The sequence below is a fragment of the Pseudomonas sp. fls2-241-TYG-175 genome (assembly GCF_030209155.1).
Taxonomy (GTDB): domain Bacteria; phylum Pseudomonadota; class Gammaproteobacteria; order Pseudomonadales; family Pseudomonadaceae; genus Aquipseudomonas; species Aquipseudomonas viridiflava.
Map to the genome: position 1 here is coordinate 78,337 of NZ_JARVSO010000003.1, position 21,690 is coordinate 100,026.

Annotated in this window: 15 protein-coding genes; 1 reads left to right on the top strand and 14 read right to left on the bottom strand. The window is 60.5% G+C overall.

The features are described 5' to 3' along the window. Window positions 1-32: 32 nt before the first annotated feature. From QRN20_RS02875 to QRN20_RS02905, 7 genes are read right to left on the bottom strand one after another with little or no spacing between them, the layout of a single operon-like run. Window positions 33-1,196, bottom strand: coding sequence for an O-antigen ligase family protein (locus QRN20_RS02875; RefSeq protein WP_122518007.1), 1,164 nt, complete (start codon window positions 1,194-1,196; stop codon window positions 33-35). Beyond that, window positions 1,186-1,959, bottom strand: coding sequence for a hypothetical protein (locus QRN20_RS02880; RefSeq protein ID WP_058431390.1), 774 nt, complete (start codon window positions 1,957-1,959; stop codon window positions 1,186-1,188). The genes QRN20_RS02875 and QRN20_RS02880 overlap by 11 nt, the downstream gene beginning before the upstream one ends. 31 nt (window positions 1,960-1,990) lie before the next feature. After that, complete coding sequence (locus tag QRN20_RS02885; RefSeq protein WP_004883439.1) at window positions 1,991-2,947, bottom strand: glycosyltransferase family protein; 957 nt, start codon at window positions 2,945-2,947, stop codon at window positions 1,991-1,993. Between the two features lie 30 nt (window positions 2,948-2,977). Further along, window positions 2,978-4,387, bottom strand: coding sequence for a PIG-L deacetylase family protein (locus tag QRN20_RS02890; RefSeq protein WP_163022976.1), 1,410 nt, complete (start codon window positions 4,385-4,387; stop codon window positions 2,978-2,980). After that, window positions 4,384-5,280, bottom strand: coding sequence for an antimicrobial resistance protein Mig-14 (locus QRN20_RS02895; protein WP_029243035.1), 897 nt, complete (start codon window positions 5,278-5,280; stop codon window positions 4,384-4,386). The genes QRN20_RS02890 and QRN20_RS02895 overlap by 4 nt, the downstream gene beginning before the upstream one ends. Continuing rightward, complete coding sequence (locus QRN20_RS02900; protein ID WP_004883432.1) at window positions 5,280-6,410, bottom strand: glycosyltransferase; 1,131 nt, start codon at window positions 6,408-6,410, stop codon at window positions 5,280-5,282. Before QRN20_RS02900 ends, QRN20_RS02895 begins: the two co-directional genes overlap by 1 nt. Then, a complete protein-coding gene (locus QRN20_RS02905) occupies window positions 6,394-8,151 on the bottom strand; it encodes a carbamoyltransferase family protein (RefSeq protein ID WP_004883428.1) in 1,758 nt (585 codons plus the stop codon). The genes QRN20_RS02900 and QRN20_RS02905 overlap by 17 nt, the downstream gene beginning before the upstream one ends. Window positions 8,152-8,472: 321 nt before the next feature. Here QRN20_RS02905 and QRN20_RS02910 point away from each other — a divergent pair, with 321 nt between their 5' ends. After that, window positions 8,473-14,562 carry a membrane-targeted effector domain-containing toxin gene (locus QRN20_RS02910; RefSeq protein WP_122755512.1) on the top strand — a complete coding sequence of 2,030 codons (6,090 nt, stop codon included), beginning with the start codon at window positions 8,473-8,475 and terminating at the stop codon, window positions 14,560-14,562. Window positions 14,563-14,589: 27 nt separating this feature from the next. Here QRN20_RS02910 and QRN20_RS02915 read toward each other — a convergent pair whose 3' ends face one another. Genes QRN20_RS02915 through waaF form a run of 7 tightly spaced genes read right to left on the bottom strand, consistent with a single transcriptional unit; the run spans window position 14,590 to window position 21,573 of the window. After that, complete coding sequence (locus tag QRN20_RS02915; RefSeq protein WP_088236061.1) at window positions 14,590-16,035, bottom strand: lipopolysaccharide kinase InaA family protein; 1,446 nt, start codon at window positions 16,033-16,035, stop codon at window positions 14,590-14,592. Next, complete coding sequence (locus QRN20_RS02920; protein ID WP_029243038.1) at window positions 16,035-16,814, bottom strand: lipopolysaccharide kinase InaA family protein; 780 nt, start codon at window positions 16,812-16,814, stop codon at window positions 16,035-16,037. Before QRN20_RS02920 ends, QRN20_RS02915 begins: the two co-directional genes overlap by 1 nt. Beyond that, window positions 16,811-17,545 carry a lipopolysaccharide kinase InaA family protein gene (locus QRN20_RS02925; protein ID WP_217384683.1) on the bottom strand — a complete coding sequence of 245 codons (735 nt, stop codon included), beginning with the start codon at window positions 17,543-17,545 and terminating at the stop codon, window positions 16,811-16,813. The genes QRN20_RS02920 and QRN20_RS02925 overlap by 4 nt, the downstream gene beginning before the upstream one ends. Further along, on the bottom strand, window positions 17,545-18,351 hold the full coding sequence (rfaP, locus tag QRN20_RS02930) for a lipopolysaccharide core heptose(I) kinase RfaP (RefSeq protein ID WP_029243040.1): 807 nt from the start codon (window positions 18,349-18,351) through the stop codon (window positions 17,545-17,547). The genes QRN20_RS02925 and rfaP overlap by 1 nt, the downstream gene beginning before the upstream one ends. Then, window positions 18,351-19,472 (bottom strand): glycosyltransferase family 4 protein, encoded by a 1,122-nt coding sequence (locus QRN20_RS02935; RefSeq protein ID WP_088236062.1) that lies wholly within the window; start codon window positions 19,470-19,472, stop codon window positions 18,351-18,353. Before QRN20_RS02935 ends, rfaP begins: the two co-directional genes overlap by 1 nt. Next, window positions 19,472-20,536: a lipopolysaccharide heptosyltransferase I gene (gene waaC, locus QRN20_RS02940; protein WP_122418038.1), complete on the bottom strand. Its 1,065-nt coding sequence runs from the start codon at window positions 20,534-20,536 to the stop codon at window positions 19,472-19,474. The genes QRN20_RS02935 and waaC overlap by 1 nt, the downstream gene beginning before the upstream one ends. Before the next feature lie 2 nt (window positions 20,537-20,538). Continuing rightward, window positions 20,539-21,573, bottom strand: a complete 1,035-nt coding sequence (waaF, locus tag QRN20_RS02945; RefSeq protein WP_004883410.1) for a lipopolysaccharide heptosyltransferase II — start codon at window positions 21,571-21,573, stop codon at window positions 20,539-20,541. Between the last annotated feature and the right edge of the window lie 117 nt (window positions 21,574-21,690).

Consider the following 21,690-nt stretch of genomic DNA (forward strand, 5'->3'; position numbering starts at 1 on the left):
CGCTTGCAGGCGGCCATTTCAGCGCTCGGCACTCAGTGCCTTAGCCGATGTTCCTGAACTACCCTTCCCAGCACCATCGCCGCAGGCAGCAGCACCAGCACCCAAAGCTCATCCGGGTTGCCGACCAGCTTCGCGCCGTCGAAATTGAGCATCACCAGTGCGCACGCCAGGTAAAGCCCCCACGCGTCGCGCAGGCGCAATGCGTGCCACAGCGTCATGGCCATCACGATCAGGAATAGCACCAGCGACACCGCGCCGGTGTACAACCCCATCGAGACGTAGATGTTGTGCGGATGCTGAATCGCCATACCGCCTGTCAGCGTCTTGGTGGTGTAGAAATCAACGCCGCAGCCCAGCATCCATCCGCAATTACGCCATTCGCCGGTCATGATTTCGAACAGCTCGATGCGGTAGGAGTCGCCGCGCACCATCAGCAGTTTGATCCACTCCTCATCCCTGACCACCCAGAACAAGGCCGCGCAGATGAGTGCCAGCACCAGCAAAGTGATGAGACTGCGCTTCGGAAAGCGATACACCGAATACAGCGTACAAGCCGCAATAAGGAACGCCGCACCCACCAGCGCGGTGCGGGTCTGCACGATGAAGGCAGCAACGACCAGGGTCAGCACAATACCCGCAACGGCTTCGATCCAGCGCTGCTCCTTCAGCCAGACCGGCAACGCCAGGGCCAGGCAGCAGACCAGCCAGGCACTGGCGTAAATCACGTTAGCCATGCGCGCAGGCAATATCTCGACACGCTTGCCGAACGCGAACTGCCCGGTCATCCAGCTGTAAATGCTGGCCACCAGAATGTAAGCGCAAATGGCCCAGAAAAAGCTGCGTACGAACTGGCCTTGCTGGAAGAATCGATTGTCCGTCAAACCGGCCACAACAAAGACGAACAGGCTGACGTACGCCACATGTTTATAGAACTGGAAATCCTGTCCGTAGAAGGCAGGCACCAGAAACCAGGCCATGAACACTGCCCAGGCCACCCCCAGCGGCTGCGCAAACACGCTGGCGCCACGGTATTTGATCAGGAAAAACAGACCCGGCAATGCGGTCAGGGCGTAGAACAGATTATTGGTCGTCTTGGCTGAAGAGTTCAGGATGAAACTCAGCAGAAAGACGATCAGCGCAGCACCAAAATAGATTTGTGCCTTGCTTGAAGGCATACCAGCTCGGTCAACTGACATTATTAAGCAACCAACCTGCTACCAGTCCAATGACTACCGCGACAATCAATTTGACGCGATCACGACGTTTGCGACGCTTTTTGTCGAGGCGCTCCTGCGGCAGCACCACATGCTCACCAAAGCCGGTGTGCAGTACAGCATCGTTTTCCAGAATCAGAGCGTATCGGTTTTCCGACGCGAACAACTGTGAAAGTTTCTTCTCTCCACCATGGCCCGCATACGGCGCGTGCTGCTTGTAATCGGCCAGACGGCGCAACCCCGGATTGAACGAAAAACCTTGCCACTCGGGCTTGTGCGAACCCAGCTTGTAGAAAGGAATGCCCTGAACCACTTCGCGCTCGTTCAAATAGATGTAAGGGCTGTGAATCTGCAGATCATGATTGAAGCTGCGCAGCCACACCTGCAGCGCCTGCGGATCGTTCTCCAGCAGGATCATCGACTCTTCGATGAAGTGCGGGCGGTAGAAATCCCAGTCATCTTCGCAATGAAACACCCAGGACGTCTCGATCAGCGCATAAGCGGCGTCCACCGAGCGCATCTGTCCCAGCTTGGGATTGTTGATGAGGAAGCGGGTGTGTGCGCGCCAGTGCTCAGGAATACAGGCCTCGACCTGAACGTCTCCTGAATCTTCAGTGATCAGCACATGGCGGATGGCGGCGGTGTTGAAACGATCAAAGGTTTCCAGGGTGCGTTTCAACAGGTCGAATCGCCCGCAACTGGTCACCACCAGCGTGATGTCGCTATTTTCGCTGAATACCATCATCTGTTCCCAATCATTGAAAGTTCAAGAAGCATTACCATGCCCAACGCGAGCGCAGACGGTCGACCCAGCTCGCAGCCGGCATCGGCCGCAGCGGTGGACGCATGTGTTCGACAATGGCTTTGCCCAAAGCGTGGAACGTATAGCGCTCCTCGACGAGCGCCTGCCCGTTACGGGATATTTCATCGGCCAGTGCCGGGGCCGCGCGCAGTTGCGCCAGCTTTTCACGAAGCTGGGGAATATCGCGGTACAGCACGATGTTGTGCATATCCACGAAGCCCAGCGCGCGATTCTCTTCAGCGCCCTGATCGAAGGCAAGCAGCACGCAGCCGCAGGCCATGGCTTCGAAGTTCTTGATCATGTATTCGCCCATGCCGACATCGGCACTGACGAAAAAGCGGATGCGGTTCAGCGTGTCGCAGTATTCCTCGCCCGACTTGGTCCGCGTGACCAGCAGATTCTCATGCTGCCCCAACTCGTCGAGCAGCGCCTTGCGGCCGCTGTAGGCGACGCTGTTGGTGCTGCCGACGAACGCCAACTCGATGTCACGCTCGCGGTTCTGCGCCTGCAACAGCGTCTGATCGTAGCCCTTGGGCACGAACACCGCGTCGAAGCCTTCCTCACGCAGCCGCTCGCTGACCATGAAGCCCGAGCACAGCACCCGGACCCAGGGCAGCTTGCGATAGTGCGCGCTGAACTTGCCGGTGTACTTGCAGGCAATGTAGTTCTGGTAGGCGTCGTGCTCAAGAATGACCAGATTCGGAATCGTACGGATGAAGGCCACCTGACGCACTTCCTGCTTGAAGCGCAGAAAGAACACGATCCGGTCGTAGCGGCTCACATCGATTTCACGCCGGAAATAGCTGCGCAGGTTGCGCTGGTCATTGGAATCCAGCCAGCGCACGTCGCAGTCGCAGCTCGACGCGATGCCGTCGTAAAGACGATCCAGAATCGCACGCTGCTCTTTCTGAACCAGAAGTAGGACTTTCATTGTTTTCCTTGCAGTACTGCGCCTGCTGAATCAGAAATCACGGCTGCGCCAGAACAACTCGTGTCGTCGCACAGCCTTTCGGAAAAATTCGTTCTCGCCTTCTGCAGGCCAGCGGCGCCCAGCGAGCACCTGCTGCAGCCAGCGGCGCACTCGACGTTTGCCCGGCATCGGTGGTTGCAGGTCATGCATCATGCCCAGCGCCATGGCTTTGTCGCGCTGTGTCGGCACCGACAGCTCAAGGCTGTAGGGCTCAAGCTTCAAATCGGCATCGAAAACCGGCGGCAGGCTGATGCCGGTGTACGCATCGCCCATGGGCCAGCGGTCGTTGTCATGCAAGTGATTGGCATACCCCAGGATGACCTCCGGCTGCCATTCAAGCCCGGCCAGCGCCTCACGCACAGCGGCCTGCGCACAGATGTGGTCAGGATGCGGGTCGATGGCGGGGTGCGGCATGACGATGACCTGCGGCCTGGCCTTGAGGATCAGCGCGCGCAGATCGGCCAGCAGGTTATTCCAGGTCGGCTGGCCATCGTCGCCCGGCAGCGGCAAGGTGTTGAACTGGCGAAACAGACGCGTATCGAGCAGATCCGCTTCGCGAGAGCAGACCGGCGTATCCGGTGCGGCCTGCATGGCAGGCAGTTGCAGGCAGAAATAGCCCAGTTGCACACACTGTGCCTCCGCGACACCGCCCCAGCGCGCCACGGCAATGCTGTCCCAGGCACGCAGCCGCCCCTTCATGCGCGCCGCCTCGGCCTTGTCCAGGCCCATCTGCCGATAGTGATCGGCTTCGATTTCACCGGCGGTCAGGGTCACGATCCACGCATCACTGGCCTGGCTGTACAGACCAAAAGCGGCCAACTCGGCGTCATCAGCGTGCGGCGCGATCACCATTACCCGCTGCTGGCGTGCATCAGGTTGACGAAACACCCACAAACGCGGCTGTCCGCTCAGTCGGCAAAAACGTCCGCGCAGGGTTAACGCGCCTGCCGCCAACGGTTCACCGAGCCCGGTCAGGTTCAGATAGCGCACGGCGTCGACACCGCGCTCGAAGGCTTGCCGATCGACGAGACCTGAACCTTGCAACTCGACGACAGGGTCCAGAAAACGTCCCAGCCAGTTACTTTTGATGTTCAGGGCCAGTACCAGCGTTTCGCCGCCAGTCAGCCTCAGAGGTTCGGCGAACGTGAGTCGGCCATTCTCCAGACGCACACCCGAGACTTCGTTTTCGGCGGCGAAGTTGTACTGATAGTCATCGGCAGGCGAATAGAACAGGTGATCGGCGAACCAGGCCTCGTGAGCGATCCATGCGCTGATCGCCAGCACCGGTATCAACCACCACGCTACCGCCACGCCGAGGGCAATCAACAGTAACAGGCCACCCAGCAACGCCAGCCGCTTGTTACGGCGATGGCGTTTGAGCAACTCCTGCTTGCGGCTCAAATCTGGAACACCGGCACGGGGTTGCACCAGCGATCCTTGTATTCGCGGTCGGCGCGGCCGAACGAGAAGCGCAACGATTTGCCCAGCGCACGTGCATCTTCCCAGGCGCTCTGCGTGTTGACGAAACTGAGCACGCTGCCTGGACTGAAATCACGGGTTTCGGGGTCGACACCGCCGTTGACGTATTCGATGCTGACCCACTCGGGCGCTTCGACGCGGTACACCAGTTGAATGGCAATCGGCGCATCGTTGAGAAACACCACCGAGCCGATCAGCAGGTCGCGCAGCAGCTCGATCACTTCAGCCTTGTGCGCAGCACCGGTCGCTTCAAAGCCCCAGCGGCGCTGGAACAGCTCGCAATACATACGCGCCAGCTCTGCGCTGCTGAAATCGTTGACAGGCCGGACCGTGCCGCCCGCCTCTTCCAGCAGACGCAGCTCGCGACGCTGGTTGTAGCGAAACTTTTTGGACAGCTCTTCAGGTGTACGTGCCATGGCCAGTGACTCGGCCTGCGGCTTGAAGGTGCTGACCCGGCCTTCGTTCAACGACGAGATGTAACGCCCGCGATGACGTACCGGCACCTCGATGCCCTGCGCCACCGGCAGAATCAGCTCGGCGTTGCCCAGATCGAAAAGACCTTTCTTGCCGTGACGTTTGAGCTCGTCCTTGGACAGCGCCAGCGAGCGACCCCAAGTGGCAATCGCTGCCCTGATGTCGCCGCCCTGCTCCCAGCCCAGATAGCGCACGGGAATGTCAGCGAACACGGAAAGACGTTCGACGACCTGAGGGTGGGTGGCCACGCTACCGCCAAACCGGTGCCACGCCTGCGTATAGGCAGCGGCATCGATTTCGGTCCAGCCACGTTCACGCACGCCTTGAAATCGGTTGAGCATCAGGACTCCGCAACCAGGCGGGTGACCTGCGGCAGGCGCCAGAACACGTTGCGTACCGCGTGGTCGGAAAAGCGCTCGCGCAGACGCAGAAGCATGCGTTCGGCGCAATCCTGACGCTGATCCGCATCCAGCCCGGCCATGTGCATCAGGCCTTGAGCCAGACGCTGCTCGTCGCCCAGCGGGAACAGCAGACCGACGTCTTCGACCACTTCACGCGCACCGCCGCAGGACGTCGCAACGACCGGCACGCCTGCCACCATGGCTTCCAGCAGCACCATGCCGAACGGTTCGTGATCCGAACTCAGGGCAAAGACATCGAACGCCTTGAAATACCGACGTGCGTCCGCGACCTGGCCCATGAACATCACATTCGCGCCAATGCCCAGTTCACGGGCAAGCTCCTTGAGGGACTCTTCCAGCCGCCCCTTGCCAAGAATCACCAGCTGGCTGTTCTCGGGCAGGCTCGGCAGAGCAAGCGCGAAGCCGCGCAACAGGGTCGCCTGATCCTTGTCAGGATGCAGACGTCCGACATTGCCGACGATCCAGGCCGAAGGTGAAAGCCCCAGTTCGACGCGCGCGTCTTCGGCAGAAAACTGGCTGCCTTGCAGTTGCTCGACATCGATGCGGTTGTACAGGGTCTCGATGCGCTCTGCCGGCCATGCAGGCAGGCTTTTGCGCATGTCGTCGCGCACCGAATCCGAAACGCCCAGCAGGCTCAGGCGTTTGCGGAACAGATTGGCGAACAGCTTGCGGCTGCGGCGCTGATAATCGCCAAACGCGTGATGAACGCCGATCACCGGCAAACGTGTCGCCAAAAGCGCGATATAGACCGGTTTGAATCGATGCGCGATGCAGAAGCTGAAATGACGTGAAGCCACGATACTGCGCAATTCGCGAATGGCACCCAGCTTGAGGCCACGAATGGCCTTCGAGCTGAATTCCATGAACAGCACCTCGTCCGAACCGCAGTCGGCGACCACATCAGGGTCGGCGGCACCGGTCAGAAACACCGTGGTCACCCGATAGCCCTTGCCTGCGAACAGGCTGGCGTACTGACGCGCGCAGTCCAGAAACGGCCCGTCATAGCCGTGACAGAACTGCAGTACGTGACGTTCAGCCGAGCGTGTCATAAGCCTCGACGCCCTCTTTGACCACCAGAATGTCTTCCATGATCAGGTACTCGAGGTCGGAGCCGAAGAACATGTTCAAGGCATCGGTCGGCGAGCAGATCATCGGTTCGCCACGGCGGTTCAGCGAGGTGTTCAGCGACACGCCGTTGCCGGTCAGGTTTTCCAGCGCCTTCATCATGTCGTAGTAGCGCGGGTTGTATTCGCGCTTGAGCACCTGGGCACGGGAAGTGCCGTCTTCATGGACGACTTCCGGCACGCGGGTCTTCCACTCTTCCGCCACTTCGAAGGTGAAGGTCATGAACGGCGCCGGGTGATCGATCTTGATCATCTGTGGTGCGACGGTGTCGAGCATCGACGGGCAGAAAGGCCTCCAGCGCTCGCGGAACTTGATCTGGTGGTTGATGCGGTCGGCCACGCCGGCCACGCTCGGGCAACCGATGATCGAACGACCGCCCAGCGCACGTGGACCGAACTCCATGCGGCCCTGGAACCAGGCCACCGGGTTGCCCTTGACCATGATCTCGGCGATCCGCTCAGGGGTGTTTTCAATCTGGCGCCATACCGGTTTGCTCGGATGACGGGCACACGCGGCGATCACATCTTCGTTGCTGTAAGCGGGGCCGAGGTAGACGTGTTCCATCTTCTCGACCGGCACGCCGCGCGCGTGAGACACGTAGGCCGCCGCGCCCACCGCCGTTCCGGCATCGCCGGACGCAGGCTGAACGAACAGTTCCTTGACCTCGGGACGGGCAATGATGCGCTGGTTCAGTTTGACGTTCAGCGCACAGCCACCGGCGAACGCGATCTTGCCGGTTTCCTTGAGGATGTCACCCAGGTAGTGGTCCATCATCTGCAGCGCGAGCTTTTCGAACAGCGCCTGCATGCTGGCGGCGTAGTGGATGTACGGTTCGTCCGCCACATCGCCGACGCGCTTGGGGCCGAGCCATTCGATCAGTTTCGGCGAGAAGTAGAAGCCCTTGCCGTTCTCTTTGTAGCGACGCAGGCCGATGACGTTGGCCAGTTCGGTGTTGATGACCAGCTCGCCGTTCTCGAACGTGGCCAGACGCGAAAAGTCGTACTTGCTGGCGTCGCCGTACGGCGCCATGCCCATGACCTTGAACTCGCCGTCCAGCATCTCGAAACCGAGGAACTCGGTGATCGCGCCGTACAGGCCGCCCAGCGAATCCGGATCGAAGAATTCCTTGATCTTGTGGATCTTGCCGTTTTCGCCGTAGCCGAAGAAGGTCGTGGCGTACTCACCCTTGCCATCGATACCCATGATCGCGGTTTTCTCGGTAAAACCGGAGCAGTGGTAGGCGCTGGAAGCGTGGGCCAGGTGGTGCTCGACCGGCTCGATCTTGATCTTTTTCGGATCGAAGCCCAATTGCTCGAGGCACCAGACAATCTTGTTGCGATAGCGCTTGTAACGGCGATTGCCCATCAGCAGCGCATCGAGCGCGCGGTCCGGTGCGTACCAGTAACGCTTGGCGTAGTGCCAGCGGGCCTTGCCGAACAGGCTGATCGGCGCAAACGGAATCGCGACCACGTCGACATCGGAAGGCTTGATGCCTGCCTGTTCCAGACAGAACTTTGCCGACTCGTAGGGCATGCGGTTCTTTGCGTGCTTGTCGCGAACGAAGCGCTCTTCTTCGGCCGCTGCGATCAGCTTGCCGTCGATGTAGAGCGCCGCGGAAGGATCATGGCTAAGGGCGCCGGACAGGCCAAGGATCGTCAATGCCACTAGGGTCTAGCCTCTTTAGTCTGCGTACAGGCGCAGCGCGCCCGAGAAAATGTGTGCCCCCGCACAGCGGGCTGAGGGCAGCTAAAGGGCGGGATTATAGCGTAATGACCAAGGATTTGGCTCGGGGGCTGAGAGGGTTTAAACAAACAGATGACATCACGTCCTTCAGGACGCATCCGAAGAATCTCACCCACCCGCTGACATCCAATAACTATCTACGCTCCCGGCCCGCCGAATTCTGATTGATTGAAGGCCATGACTCACGGGCTTACCGCCCTCAATCAACCCGCGCACCTTGCGCTCGTCAGAACCGGAAAAACCATGCAAACACTGACACCCGTGTCACCCAAACCCGCCGACACCTTTATTGAAGCAACGGCGGCCCTCAAAAGACTCAATCAACTGGGCTCTCGACTGGGCGAAACGCTCAAGCTGCTGCCAACACCTGATGAAGCCTTGCTGGACGCACCCGCAGACGAGGCGTCCATTGCCAGCCTGCTCTCGCAGCTCGACGATTACTGGCATGCTGCCGTAGCGGCCGGCGATAGTCGTCACGACCAATTCCTGTCCGCCATGCAGCAGGCGCTGCGCGATGAATTCTGCGTCAAGCTGCACGAGGGTGAACTCTCGGCAGTGCATGCAGGCTGCCTACCCGTTTCAGCCTTGTCCCCCACAGAAACCAGGGCGCCCGACGCTTTCTCGCTGCATATACAGCTTGATGAAGAGATTCAGGCTGAAGTGAGCGGCGCCATGGTGCTGTCCCAGGCGCAGGGACCGACCTTGCTGGTATTGCCGGGCCTGGGCATCAAGGCGTTCGCGACCCAGGAGCAGATGCGCGAAGCGCTCACACAATGGCTCAATTCGCCCGCCCTGAAAGACGCTCTGATCCAGAACTTCGAGCAGATCCATCAGGCTCGGTCGGCACTCATCGACTCGGACCCCGACCTGTACGCCGAACCGTTCCTTGCCATCGATGTGCAGTTGCACGCCATCACCACGGAGCCTGTGGCCCACGCCTTGAAACGCCTGCAGGAAAAACAGCGCGTTGATGTGCGCTACGCCTGCACGCGATCCGGTATTGATGATCGTGAAGCGCGCCGCTTGCTGATTCAGCAGGCGATTGACCAGAAAGGCCTGTTCGGCCCGCAGGCCATGCTCGAACTGCGCGAAATGGCGCTACGCGAATCGCGCTACCAGCGCAGCCTGCCGGACTGGATCAAGCTCGCAAGCCCCAGAGACATGAGCGCCTATATCGAGCGCCTTGAGCACTACGAACAGGCTCGTGCAGCAACCCTGAGCGCGCTGGGCACGGCGGCGTCCGCAAAACAGTTTGCCAGGGCGCACTTGCAGGCACGCCTGGCGGACGATCTGGGCTACGGACTGGATCCGGCATTGATCTCGGTCAGTACGCAGCGAACGCTGCCAGTGACAGGCGAGACCTATACCGTTACGCGCTCGTGGGTGGAACTGGCGCTTTACGGCCTGCACCCCGGCGACCGCCTCCAGACATCGGCTTTTCTGAACCGAACCGCGCTCAGCCATGACGGCATGCCGCTGGCATCCGATTACCAGCACCTGGATGCCGCCTACATTGCACGCATTGTTGAAGAGCTGGACCTGCGGGTACGCTTCGGCACGCATCAGAAAGCGGCTTATCAGCACCCGCACAACCAGTCCCTGATGCGCACCCTGACTCGCACCCAGATCAATGCCCTCGCCTGCGCCGCCAAAATGCAGGGCCATATTCGCCCTGAAGATTTCGCCATCATCGAAGCCATCTCGCACGCAAAACCCGACCCGGCACTGAGCACCTGCCACATCAGGCTGAACGCGAAAAACGCCATGAGCAAACTGTTGGTGTTTCGCAAGCAAAACGCGCAAGGCGAGCTGGAACGTCTGGTCATGTTCATTCAGGACGCACCTGATCAACAGTTTTTCCGGGCATTCGACAACGAAATTCAGTTGGCCCAGGAACTGGTCAGCTGGACCGCGTCGGACGAGCACCGGGATTACCTGCTCCAGCAGACAGACGTCTCCGCACGACCGGAGCTCGAAACGCAACTGGCCGCCCTCAGACTCAAACCTCATCCCGACGAGGATTTCGTCCAGCTTATCGCGCTGCCGGACTACGACGCAGGTCTGGAGTTTTTCGCGAACGGCCACATTGAAGTCGCGCTGTCTGAACAGGACTTGCACACGCCTCGGTGGTACGTGAACGCCAGCCTCGACAAGCGTCAGGAGCTGGTTGCGCTGGAGGATGCAGCCACCGGCGCACAGCGCAATTACGAGGCGAAACCCCATACTCGCGTTCAACCGTTCGAGCAGTATGTTCACCAGCAAGCCAGCCAGCAGATCAACACGTTGCTGGGTGTGCCAGAAGGCACGGTGGATCCCGACCTTATCGTGATCACCAGTGAACGGGAAACCGTCACCTACACCCAACTGCTGCGCAATGGTTATGACGACAGCGTCAATCCGCTGCTTGCCACTGCCGACACGATGGCGACGTTCAAAGGCCCCGAGGGTGTGGACCTCAGCGTCCTGTCACCGGCCAGTGTGGCTGGCTCGGTGCGCGGAAACTGGGTGGCCGACCGCTACATCGCAGAGGTCAGGCTCACCCTGCTCAACCCGCAGGATGAAGGTTATGACTACCGCCGCAAGGCAAGCGCGCTGACGACCCAGTTGCAAATGAAAGCCGCCGCGCTGCGCAGCTATCTGAAAGGCCACATTGATGGCATTCAATACGCCTGGCTGAAAAGCTCGCTGGATCGCGCGCACTCAAGCGATGCGGCAACACGCGAGCAATACCCGCTCTACCCGTTGCAACTGCATGTCGACAAACCGTTCATTGCCTCCAACCTCAAGGTCGTGGACCAACTGGTGTTTCCCGATTCGCTGCTGACGCATACCGAGACCGTGCAAGGCTGCGTGGCGGTGCTCTCGACGCAGACCCGCCAGACCGCCCTGCTCTACACGCCTCAGGCGCCCGACGGGATCGAGTTCCGCCTGTTCAGCAGCTTCATGTCCTCGCTGGATACGCCAGGCATGATCGATTACTACAAGGACCGCTGCCGCTTCAACGCACGCCGGCTGCTGTCGTTCTTCCTGCGTGACATGCAACAGGGCGGCGCGAACAAGGCGCCTTTTCTGCCCAAGGCGTTCATCACCGACTTTGCCGATACCTGCTTCAACCAGACTGTCGAGCGACGATTGCTGGATACGGAGCAGACCACAACTGGTCGCAACGACATGCTGTCGAAGATGGCGTGGGTCAGCGTCGAGCTCATCGCGACGGCACTCACGCTGCCGTTCCCGCCTGCAAGTTTCGCAGTGGGCAGCCTGTTGTCCCTGCACGACAGCGTCCGTGCGGTGCAGGCGCTGACCGATGGCGACCATGAAACAGCTGGCGCCCATGTGATATCGGCGCTGCTCAACAGCCTGGGCGCTGCGGGCGATCTGCATTCAGGCCTCAAGGGTTTCGGCGGTATCGTGCACCAACTGGAGCGCGGCGCTCCGATGAGGTCGGTGCACTCGGTAAGTGCTGCGAACTCGATGGATTCGGTGACCTCGGCATTGCGCCCCCTGTCACGCCAGTCGTCACTGCCGCGCTATGAAGATCTATTCCCGGTCGACCTGCAGGAAAAAACCGTGTGGGTCGGCAAGAAAAACGCCAACGGCCACGCTCCGCTTTACCAGCAGGTCGATCCTTCGTCTTCGCAGGTCGGCCCCACCGGCCAGTTCATCGGCAGCAGGAGCGGCGACACGTGGCTGCCGCTGAGCTCGCCCCTGGACGCGAAACCCGACCTGTCCATCGACCTTCCACTGCACAACGTGCCGCGCATCAAGGACGGCCATGCCAAAGGCGTCTGCCTGGTGGATGGCCAATACTGTATCGGCATGTCCGGAAAGACTTACGTCGTGCAATTCGACGCCGGGCTGCGCTGTTGGCAGATCATCGACCCTGACACCCCGTTCGCGTTCTTCGGTAAACAGCCCGTGCGCCTGGACAGCCGGGGCCAATGGCAAAAAATCGACCGCCATCAGTTACGCGGTGGCGGGCTCGAGGATCAGGCTACCTGGCGGCCGCTACAGGAAGAAGGGGTTGAGTCTGGCGACGCTGTCGTCCGTTCGAGTGATTACGAAATGCCGGTGGCCATGAGGCCGGGTATTTACACCATCATGCACCGGAACATTCCAGACCCGACCAATATGGGCCTGGAGCTGTATTTCGAAAGCTATTTCGCCAGCATGCGTCAGACCCTGGCGGCGCTTCAAGACAAGCTCTATCACGACGCCAAAACCTTCTTCACAAAACCAGTCCTGCCAGCGCGCCCCACGATTCCGACGCTTGCCCCTCGCGCAGACGTCGATACGCTCGTTGAAAACATCTTCAACCACAGCAATGGCCTGGTCATGAGCGAAGCGGCCCAATCGATTGCCAGCAAGCGTCTGCTCATTCTCAACATGCCAATGCTGGCGGAACAAAAGGTTGAGGTTCTGTACATCCAGCATCTGTTCACCGACAAGCATCTCGAAAAGCTGGCCACTTATCGTCAGCTGGGTGCGAGAAGTCGATCCGGCTCTCACGAAATCAAAAGACACCTGAAGTACCTGAACAATGGCGCGCTGAACAATCACGCCTCCGAGTACGACTACTATCACCTGATCAAGGAAGCCCACAAACATGGCATAGAGGTTCGCCCGTTCAGTTCTTCGGCCAGCTACCCCCTGATCGAGAATCCGGTTGCCGCAGCGGCGGACGACCTGAGCGCTGCTCAAAAAATGAGCAACTTCTTTGGTCACACCTTGATCAGTGAAGACGTGGCCCGCCAGCCATCACGACGCTGGGTAGCCTTGCTCGACCAGAAACTGGCCACCACCCACGACAGCATTCCGGGCATCACCGAACTGCAGGGTGCAATCAGCGTTCACGTTCAGGATGTTCCCGCAGGCCGTGCGACTCGTGTACGCAAGAACAGTTTCCCGCCAGCCGCCGAATCGTCAGCCGATTTCACGGTCGAGTTTTGTAACCCGCTGGTGCCTGCGTCCGTCCCGCCACTGCAACCCGGTACCCAACTGGATGCGGTGTTGATGAACCGCATGGTCGATCGGGAAAGCATTGAGTCCGCGGAGCGCTGGGCAGGCGATTATGTCTTCCGCTGGGATACCGAAAAGGGCTGGCTGCGCGGCGACCCAGAGGGTAATCCCCGTTCGATGACAGCCATTCAACAATCTCTGGCAGACGCCACTTACGACGCCCCTGTCGAACACAGAGACGCGTTACACACACTGGCGAACTTCGAACACCGGGGTCTTGATGAGCGCTACTTTCTGTTCGATCCCGAACTGATGGACCCGAGGGAAGATTTTTTCAAGCTGCGCAAACAATTGCTGCGGGATTCGGAAGCGGTGCACACCACAGAATTGCCTGTCAGACCGCTGCTGCCTCAAGTACCGCCCGACATATCACCGGCAGACTTTCTTGAACGGCTTTATCAGCATACTTCCGGCGTGGTGGTGGGCGAATCACATGCCTCAGTCGCAAGCAAAAAGCTGATCATAGATAACCTGCCGCTGCTGGCCGAACAGAACGTCAAGACACTCTATCTGGAGCACCTGCTGAGCGACCTGAATCAAGCCGATCTGGATGATTTCCTCGACACCGGCCAGATGAGCAAGCGCCTGCTGCATGACCTTCAGGCGCTGGACAAGGGTCATCAGACAGATCCCAAGGGTATCTATACCTTCGAGAAACTGGTGATCAAGGCGCAGCAGCAAGGTATCGAGATTCGTGCCATCGATTGCCTGGCCAGCTATCACCTCAAAGGCCTGGCGAACGAAACGTCTACGACCCGCCAACAGATGATGAATTTCTTTGCTTCACGCACCGTTCGCAGGCATCAGGATGTGATGGGGTTTCACAAGTGGATTGCGCTGGTCGGCAATAGCCATTCCAACACCTTCATGGACGCAGTTCCTGGGCTGGCGGAGCTGGAAGGCGGCATCGGTTTGCGGGTCAGGGATGTCCTGCCGGGTGCGTCACGCGGCATCGTGCGCGACCCTGGCGAAGCGTTGCCCCTGGATCTCGGAAAGGCAAAGGTCCACATCCAGGGCGACTATCGGGTTGAAATCGAGATCCCAAGATCCCGCCCTGTCACGCGCCCCCGCTCCATCGAAAAGCGACTCGCCAAGCCTGGCATGTTCCTGATCGAGCAGAACGCTGATGGCTTGCAGATCATCGTGCATCGTTCACGAGACAGTCAGATCTATCGCACCCCCGTGAACACGGATGCCCAGGGCAAGCTGTCCGTTGATCGTCCGAGCTGGGTGCCGGTGCACCTGAAGAGTTACGACGACATGAACGCCCTGACCGTCGCACTCAGGGACATGAACCTCAGTCGCGTGGAATAACGCGAATCATCCGAAGGGCGGGACGACTCAGGCCGTCTCGCCCGTCGGCAAGCGCTGCTCCAGCTTCCGGTGCAGCGCACTTTGCTCCGGCCAGTTGCGCATGAAGCGTGCGCGATCACGGGCAAAAGCTGCAATAAACGACGCCTGAGAGCTGTGTTGCTGCATGGCATCCAGGTCGATCAGCGCCCAGCGGTCTTCCTGCCAGAACACGTTATGACCCTTGAAATCACCATGACTGATGCGCTCGCGAATCAATTGCGCGAACAGCGTATCGAGCGCCTGCAACTCGGCCTCGGGCACATCGCCGGTTTCAACATAGGGCGCAAAACGCTCGATGATGTCCGGACCCGGCAGGAACTCGGTAATCAGATAGGCTTTGCTGCGCATACCCAGCACGCGCTCTTCGCGCACCGCCAGAGGTTTGGGCGTCGCGATGCCCAGAAACGCCAGCCGGTTGGCTTCGCGCCATGAATGCCAGGCCCGGCTCGGGCGCCAGAAGCGCTTGAGCCAGTGGCTGAAATTCTTGATGTTGTAGCGTTTGATGACCAGTGCACGGCCGCCAACTTCGACACGCCCGACACTGGCGGCGCCGCCGGTCTTGTACAGATGCCCGTCATCGAGCAAGGCATCGGCCTGATCCAGTACCGGCAGCATTGCCGCCTCTTCTTCACGACGAATCGCCTGAAACACCGAAGCACTGTCCTTGACGCTGAACAGGCTGCAATCGCGACCGGTCTTGTCGAGAAAGTCCTTCAGACGCCAGTTGCGTATCTTGTCGATCTGCTTCTGCAGCGCTTCCATCGGCAAGCCATGCTCGGCGTTGCTCAACAGGTAATGCACCAGTAACTCTTCGGTGAACGGCTCGAAAGCCCGGGGCAACTGGGCAAAGAATACGCCGAGGTTTTCCAGCACTTTCTGACGTGACAACGGCTGTCCGGCCTGCTCGGCACGAATGCCTGCGCCGTCGATCATGTACAGCTTGCCGTCATGGCGCAGCAGGTTGTCCAGATGCAGGTCTTCCTGCCACAGGCCTTTGGCGTGCAGCAGGGCAATCGCCGAGAGCGCTTCGCCAAGCACGGTCTGTTGCTCATCGGTCAGCGGCGGTTGGTGCTGCACGGCATTCCAGGCGTCGCCCAGGCTTGGCGCGTTCTCAAGAAACTCGAACAACAGCCAGCCGCCCTCGCCTTCCTGCAGACCGTCGGCCAGCAGCAAAGGCGTCGTCACGCCCTGCTCGGCCAACAGCCGTACGCCGCTCAGTTCACGCTGAAAATGCCGGGCGGCCTTGCTGCCGACCAGCAGTTTGGCCAGCACCGTGCGACCACGCCAGACACCCGCTCCCACGTAGCGCTGACCGGGCAATACACGCAGCAGGGTCAGCAGTTGCAGTTCGGCGCTGCCTGCGGCATCGGCCAAGGTCAGGCTCATCGGCAGCTCAGGCTTGCGCCCGGCGTTCTTGAGATCGGACAAACGCATCAACGGGTCTCTTTCTGGTCACGGTGTTGAAGGTCACGCTTGTGCTGGCCTCGCTGCCCGAGGCGCGCACGCCAGGCATTGACCTGTTCGCTGTCGGGACCGGCCTGCAGGTAGGCGGCCAGCAGTTCGCGCTGATCGGCTTCTGTCCACATACGCGCACGGCGCAACAGCGGTTCCAGATCCTTGACCCGGTCACGCCGGCCAAAGATCACCGGCCGGGTCTTTTCCAGATCGATCAGTTGCGCCTGACAGCCCGCCTGATCGGTCCGCAGAAAAATATGCTTGGGATAGAAACACCCATGGATCTGCCCCGCGCCGTGCAGCGTGCGCGCCAACAGCCCACAAGCCTTGAGAATAGCTGATCGCGCGGCGCCGCCCAGTTCCGTCCAACCCTGTAGCAGTTCATCCAGATCGGTCCAGCCGTCCAGCGCGCGCGTCATCAGAATCGCCCGACGTTCGCCATCGACCCTGCTCTCGCCGTAAACCGCCGCCTGCAAGGCCGGGATACCCAGCTTCTGGTAACGGCTGATGTTACGAAACTCACGGGAAAACGACGGTTCGCCAAACGGATGATGCAACGTGTGGGTCAGGTAATTGCTCTGGCGCTTGAGGTAAAAACCCTGGCCGTCCAGATCCAGCCGGAACACGCTGCTCCAGCCGCCTCGTCCGGTATTGGGCTCATCGACTGCGTCCAGCTTCAGCTTCCACAGCGACTCGAAATCGGTCAGGCCGTGGCGCTCCAGCAGGGGCCGGTCGGCACTGGCAATAAACACGCTCATTCGCGCCCCTCGAAAAAGCTGACGACATGACGGATACGCTTTTTGTCGGAGGCGTTCAGACGCGCACGCTGACGGTATTGCAGGTAAAAGCGCAGCCGCTGGGTGGCGGACAGGTGGTACTTGGCGACCTTGTCCAGGCACGCCAGGTCCTTGGTGATCCGGTAGCGCAGCATGAAGCTCCACCAGAAGGCCCCGTTGGGGCAATCGATGAAGAACAGCCGGGCCTGATCGTCCACCAGCAGGTTGCGCCACTTCAGGTCGTTATGGGTGAAGTGATGGTCGTGCATGATCCGCGTGTAGGACGCAAGTTGACAGCTGATACCATCCACCCATTGCCTGTCGGACAACAGCGGATCCTTGCGCTGCGCCAGGGCAGACATGTCTTCGGTATTGGGCAGTTCGCGAGTGATCAACGCACCACGGTCATACGCTGCGCCGTTGCGCTCGAGCCCCCAGGCCACCACTTCAGCCGTAGGAATGCCCCACTTGGCGAAACGCTTGAGATTCTGCCACTCGGACTTGACCCGAGGCCGCCCCAGATAACGTCGCAGGCCTTTGCCAGCGCCCACGTAGCGTTTGACGTAGTAATTGACCCCGGCGCGCTGAACCCGAATCACCTCGGACAGCGGGTCACGGGTCAGGCGTTCACCCTGCAAGGCAAACACAGCGTCCAGGTCGCCGAAGTCTTCAGCCAGAAACGCGTACGCAGGCTCCAGGTTCCAACCCGCCATCAGAGCGCATCCCCGTATCGCAATTTACGCTGATAAAGCTTGTCGGCCTTTGTCTCCAGCCAGCCGAGCAGCTTCGCTTCCCTGACCAGTATTTCCCGCAACGGCTTCTGAAAGTAGCCTTTGAGAAAGCGCAGTTTGTCGCGACGCGTAAGACCGATGTCCAGCGCCGAGAAATACAGCGCCGCCAGGTCCTTGTTGCGCCAGCGCGGGGTGATCGCCCGACGGGTCTGGGCGCGGTGCAGGTCGATGACCGACAGCCTGAAGTCGTCGGCCGTGACGGGCTTGTCGGTGTGCAACAGAAAATGGCAGATGTAACAGTCGCGATGGTTGACCCCGGCGCGGTGCATCATCCCGACCAGTCGCGCGACCTCGGCGATGTACGCCCGCTTGAGGCGCGGCTCGGGCGGCTCGTTGCGCCAATTGATGCTGACGTCTTCAAGGCTGGTGGTGGGTGCCAGTTCTTCGGTGACGATGAACGAGTGCTGCGCGGCCGGATTGTTGCCGCGCTCGCCATAGGCCACGGCGGTCATGGTCGGTACGCCGACTTCATGCAGCCGCTCGATTGCGTCCCACTCCTTGCCTGCGCCCAGCACCGGCAACTTGGCGGTCACCAGGTTCTTGGCGATTTCGCCCCAGCCGATACCGCGATGGATCTTCACGAAATAGCCGCGCCCGTCGACTTCGGTGCGCAGTGTCCGGCGACCTTCGAGCTCGCGATACACCTCACCGCTCAAGGCCTCGACCTCGGCGAACGCATCGCGCCCGGCCCACAGGCTTTTGAACGGTTCAGCAAGGAACAGCTTCATCAATAGTGCTCCGCCAGAATCACATCGGCAGCGTGCTGCGGCATGCTGTAAAGGTCCGCCGTGTCAGCGAACGCCAGGCCGTTTCGGCCCCAGTTGCTGCGCGCCGTATCGTCCTTGAGCATGTCTGCCAGATAACGATTGAGCTGCGCCTGTTCGAACGGCTCATCCAGCACCAGACCGCAGTCGGCTTCGGCGATGTAATGGGCATAGCCACACACGGCGCTGACCAGAACGGGCAAACCCGCCACCAGCGCTTCAAGCAGCACGGTGCCGGTGTTCTCGTTGTAGGCCGGATGAATCAGAACGTCAGCGCCCATCAGGAAACGTGGAATGTCACTGCGACCTTTCATGAAGGTCACTTGATCGCCCAGTCCCAATGCAGCGCTTTGCAGTTGGAATACCTTGGGGTCGTCCTGGCCGATTACAAACAGCCGCGTGCGTTTCTTCAGGTCGGTCGGCAGTGCCGCCAGGGCTTTGAGGCTGCGATCTACGCCTTTCGTCTTGAAACCTGAGCCGATCTGCACCAATAACAAGTCATTTTCAGCAAGACCGAACTCCTGCCTGAAGCCTGAACGAATCTCCGGTGCTTCAGGGGGCGCCCGCCGATCCGGGGAAATGCCGGGCGGCAACAGATGGAAACGTGACAGCGGCGTGTCGTAATGCTTGATGAACAGCGGCTGCTGAACCTCGGAAATCATCAGGACCTGGGTCTTGGCGTCCCTGGCGAAAACAGCACGCTCATAGTCGGCAAAGTGGCGGTAGCGGCCCCACTTGCGATACAGCGGACTGCGCAGGTTCTGCGCCTTGTCCTCGAAGCAGCCATCTGCCGCGTAGTAAACGTCCAGACCTGGCATCTTGTTGAAGCCGATCAGGCGGTCCACCGGGCGTTTGGCCAGATCCGCCTCCATCCACGCGCTGAGCTTTTCATTGCGGCGATGGTTGAAAAAGGCTTTGACCGGCGCGACCAGCACCTCGAAGCCGGGAGGCACGTCGCCTTCCCAGATCAGGGTGTAGACGCGAATCTGATGACCGCGCTTCTGGCACTCCAGCGCGATGCGCATGAAGTCGCGCTGCAGTCCGCCGAACGGAAAGTATTTGTACAGGACGAAAGCCAGTTGCATCAGCCAGGTTCCTTTGCCAGCAACAGCGCGCCCAGTTGGCTCGCTACTCGCTCGGGATTCAGGCGAGTGAAGCACGGTGGCCACTCGCGTTTAAGGTCAAACCGGCGCTGATCGTCAGCGGTCGGCTGGTATGTGCATTTCTTTTGCAGGCACGGCGCGCAGCTTGGGTAATCGGCGGCCAGATGCACCTGCGATTTGCCATAGGCTCCAGTCAGCACCGGGTTGGTCGGTCCGAACAGCGAAACAGTCGGCACATCCAGCGCGGCGGCCAGATGACCGATACCGGTGTCCACCGCCACGCAGGCCTGCGCCTGAGCCAGCACCCGCGCCACGCCTGCAAGATTCAATTTGGGCAGCACCTGCGCCGCGTCCAGCCCGTCGGCGATACGCTCGGCACGGGCCTTTTCAGCCGGATTGCCCCACGGCAGGCGCACTTGCAGGCCTTGAGCGGCCATCCGCTCCGCCAGCTGTCGCCAGTACAGCTCCGGCCAGTGCTTGGTGTCCCAAGTGGTGCCGTGCAGAAACAGCACAAAGGGTGCCTGCGGCGCGTCATCCTGAGCGGTCGGTTTATTCAGCCCGTAGTCACCGATGCCGACCGGCACGCTGTAGCCCAGCGCCTGCGCGAACAGCTGGCGCAAACGCTCGACCGCGTGCTGTCCGCGTGCCACCGGGTAGCGCTTGTCATAGAAACGGCTGGCCAACGGCTCGCGTGCCGAGTCCCGGTCGAGACCGGCCACCGGCGCATCGATATAGCGGGTCAGCCAGGCGCTTTTGAACAGACCCTGAGCGTCGATCACCAGGTCATAACGCTGCTCGCGCAAACGGGCCTTGAAGCCACGCCACTCGCCGTTTCTGAAGGTCTGCCACAGGTTCTTGCGCCAGCGGCGGATCGCCACCGGGATCACCGCGTCGACAGCCGGATGCCAGGCCGGAATCTCGGCAAAGCCTTCCTCCACCACCCAGTCGAAGCGGATACCCGGCAGCGCACGGGCCGCGTCGGTCAGCGCGGGCAAGGCATGAATCACATCACCCAGCGAAGACGTCTTGATCAGCAATACCCGCAACGTCAGACGACCTCTACCGGAGTGCTGTCCAGGCGGCCCAGCGCCTGGATCACTGCGCCCGGCTCAAGCAGGCGCATGCAGTTGTAATGGCCGAAACGGCAAGTGCGGTCAAAGCAGGGGCTGCACTCGATGCCCAACTGGACAACCTCGACCTCGTCGGCCAGCGGCGGAGTAAACGCTGGCGATGTCGAGCCATAAACGGCCACCAGCGGACGATTCAGCGCTGCCGCAACGTGCATCAGACCCGAATCGTTGGAGACGACCGAGTCGGCACACGACAGCAGATCGATGGCTTCGGCCAGCGAGGTCTGCCCGCTCAGGTTGACGGACTCTTCACGCAGACCGGGAATCAGGTTCTCACGGATGGTCTCGCCGACCGGATGATCCTTCTGCGAGCCAAACAGCCAGACCTGCCAGCCTTCGCGGATTCGCGCATCGGCGACCTGCGCATAGTGCTCTGCGGGCCAGCGCTTGGACTCGCCGAACTCGGCACCAGGGCACAGCGCCAGCACCGGGCGGTCCAGCGTCAGCCCGAACTTGGCCAGCGCCGCATCGCGGGTTGCCGAGTCGATCTGCAGGCTGGGCTTGGGGTAAGGCCGAGGCAATTCCGCGTTCTTGTCGTAGGCCAGCGCCATGAAGCGCTCGATCATCAGCGGATAACGTTCTTTATCCAGAGTGCGTACATCGTTGAGCAGCCCGTAGCGGAACTCGCCACGCCAGCCGGTGCGCTGTTTGATGCCTGCGAAAAAAGGCACCAGCGCGGATTTCAGCGAATTGGGCAGCAGAATCGCCTGATCGTACTGACCGGCCAGGGACTTGCCGATGCGACGGCGCGTAGCCAGCTCCAGAGCGCCATGGCCGAGGGGAAAGCTGAGCGCAGCGCGCACTTCGGGCATGCGCTCCAGCAGCGGACGACTCCACTCAGGTGCCAGCACATCGATCTGGCACTCGGGATGACGCTGTTTCAGGCACTGGAACAGCGTTTGCGCCATCACCATGTCACCGACCCAGCTAGGCCCAACGATCAGAATATTCATGTTTCATCCAAAAACGACCGGAAACGATCAGGGAGGCCGATCAGACTGCGTGACGTTCCCACACAACCTGTCGCCTCCCTGTCATAGCTTTATATAGTCTTGTTGTGAACGAACGGC

What these genes read in the sequence shown, in the direction of transcription:
- QRN20_RS02935 (WP_088236062.1), bottom strand. Translation starts at nt 19,472, where the DNA reads ATGCAACTGGCTTTCGTCCTGTACAAATACTTTCCGTTCGGCGGACTG.
- waaF (WP_004883410.1), bottom strand. Translation starts at nt 21,573, where the DNA reads ATGAATATTCTGATCGTTGGGCCTAGCTGGGTCGGTGACATGGTGATG.
- QRN20_RS02920 (WP_029243038.1), bottom strand. Translation starts at nt 16,814, where the DNA reads ATGAGCGTGTTTATTGCCAGTGCCGACCGGCCCCTGCTGGAGCGCCAC.
- QRN20_RS02915 (WP_088236061.1), bottom strand. Translation starts at nt 16,035, where the DNA reads ATGCGTTTGTCCGATCTCAAGAACGCCGGGCGCAAGCCTGAGCTGCCG.
- QRN20_RS02910 (WP_122755512.1), top strand. Translation starts at nt 8,473, where the DNA reads ATGCAAACACTGACACCCGTGTCACCCAAACCCGCCGACACCTTTATT.
- QRN20_RS02900 (WP_004883432.1), bottom strand. Translation starts at nt 6,410, where the DNA reads ATGACACGCTCGGCTGAACGTCACGTACTGCAGTTCTGTCACGGCTAT.
- QRN20_RS02875 (WP_122518007.1), bottom strand. Translation starts at nt 1,196, where the DNA reads ATGTCAGTTGACCGAGCTGGTATGCCTTCAAGCAAGGCACAAATCTAT.
- QRN20_RS02925 (WP_217384683.1), bottom strand. Translation starts at nt 17,545, where the DNA reads ATGGCGGGTTGGAACCTGGAGCCTGCGTACGCGTTTCTGGCTGAAGAC.
- QRN20_RS02895 (WP_029243035.1), bottom strand. Translation starts at nt 5,280, where the DNA reads ATGCTCAACCGATTTCAAGGCGTGCGTGAACGTGGCTGGACCGAAATC.
- QRN20_RS02880 (WP_058431390.1), bottom strand. Translation starts at nt 1,959, where the DNA reads ATGATGGTATTCAGCGAAAATAGCGACATCACGCTGGTGGTGACCAGT.
- rfaP (WP_029243040.1), bottom strand. Translation starts at nt 18,351, where the DNA reads ATGAAGCTGTTCCTTGCTGAACCGTTCAAAAGCCTGTGGGCCGGGCGC.
- QRN20_RS02885 (WP_004883439.1), bottom strand. Translation starts at nt 2,947, where the DNA reads ATGAAAGTCCTACTTCTGGTTCAGAAAGAGCAGCGTGCGATTCTGGAT.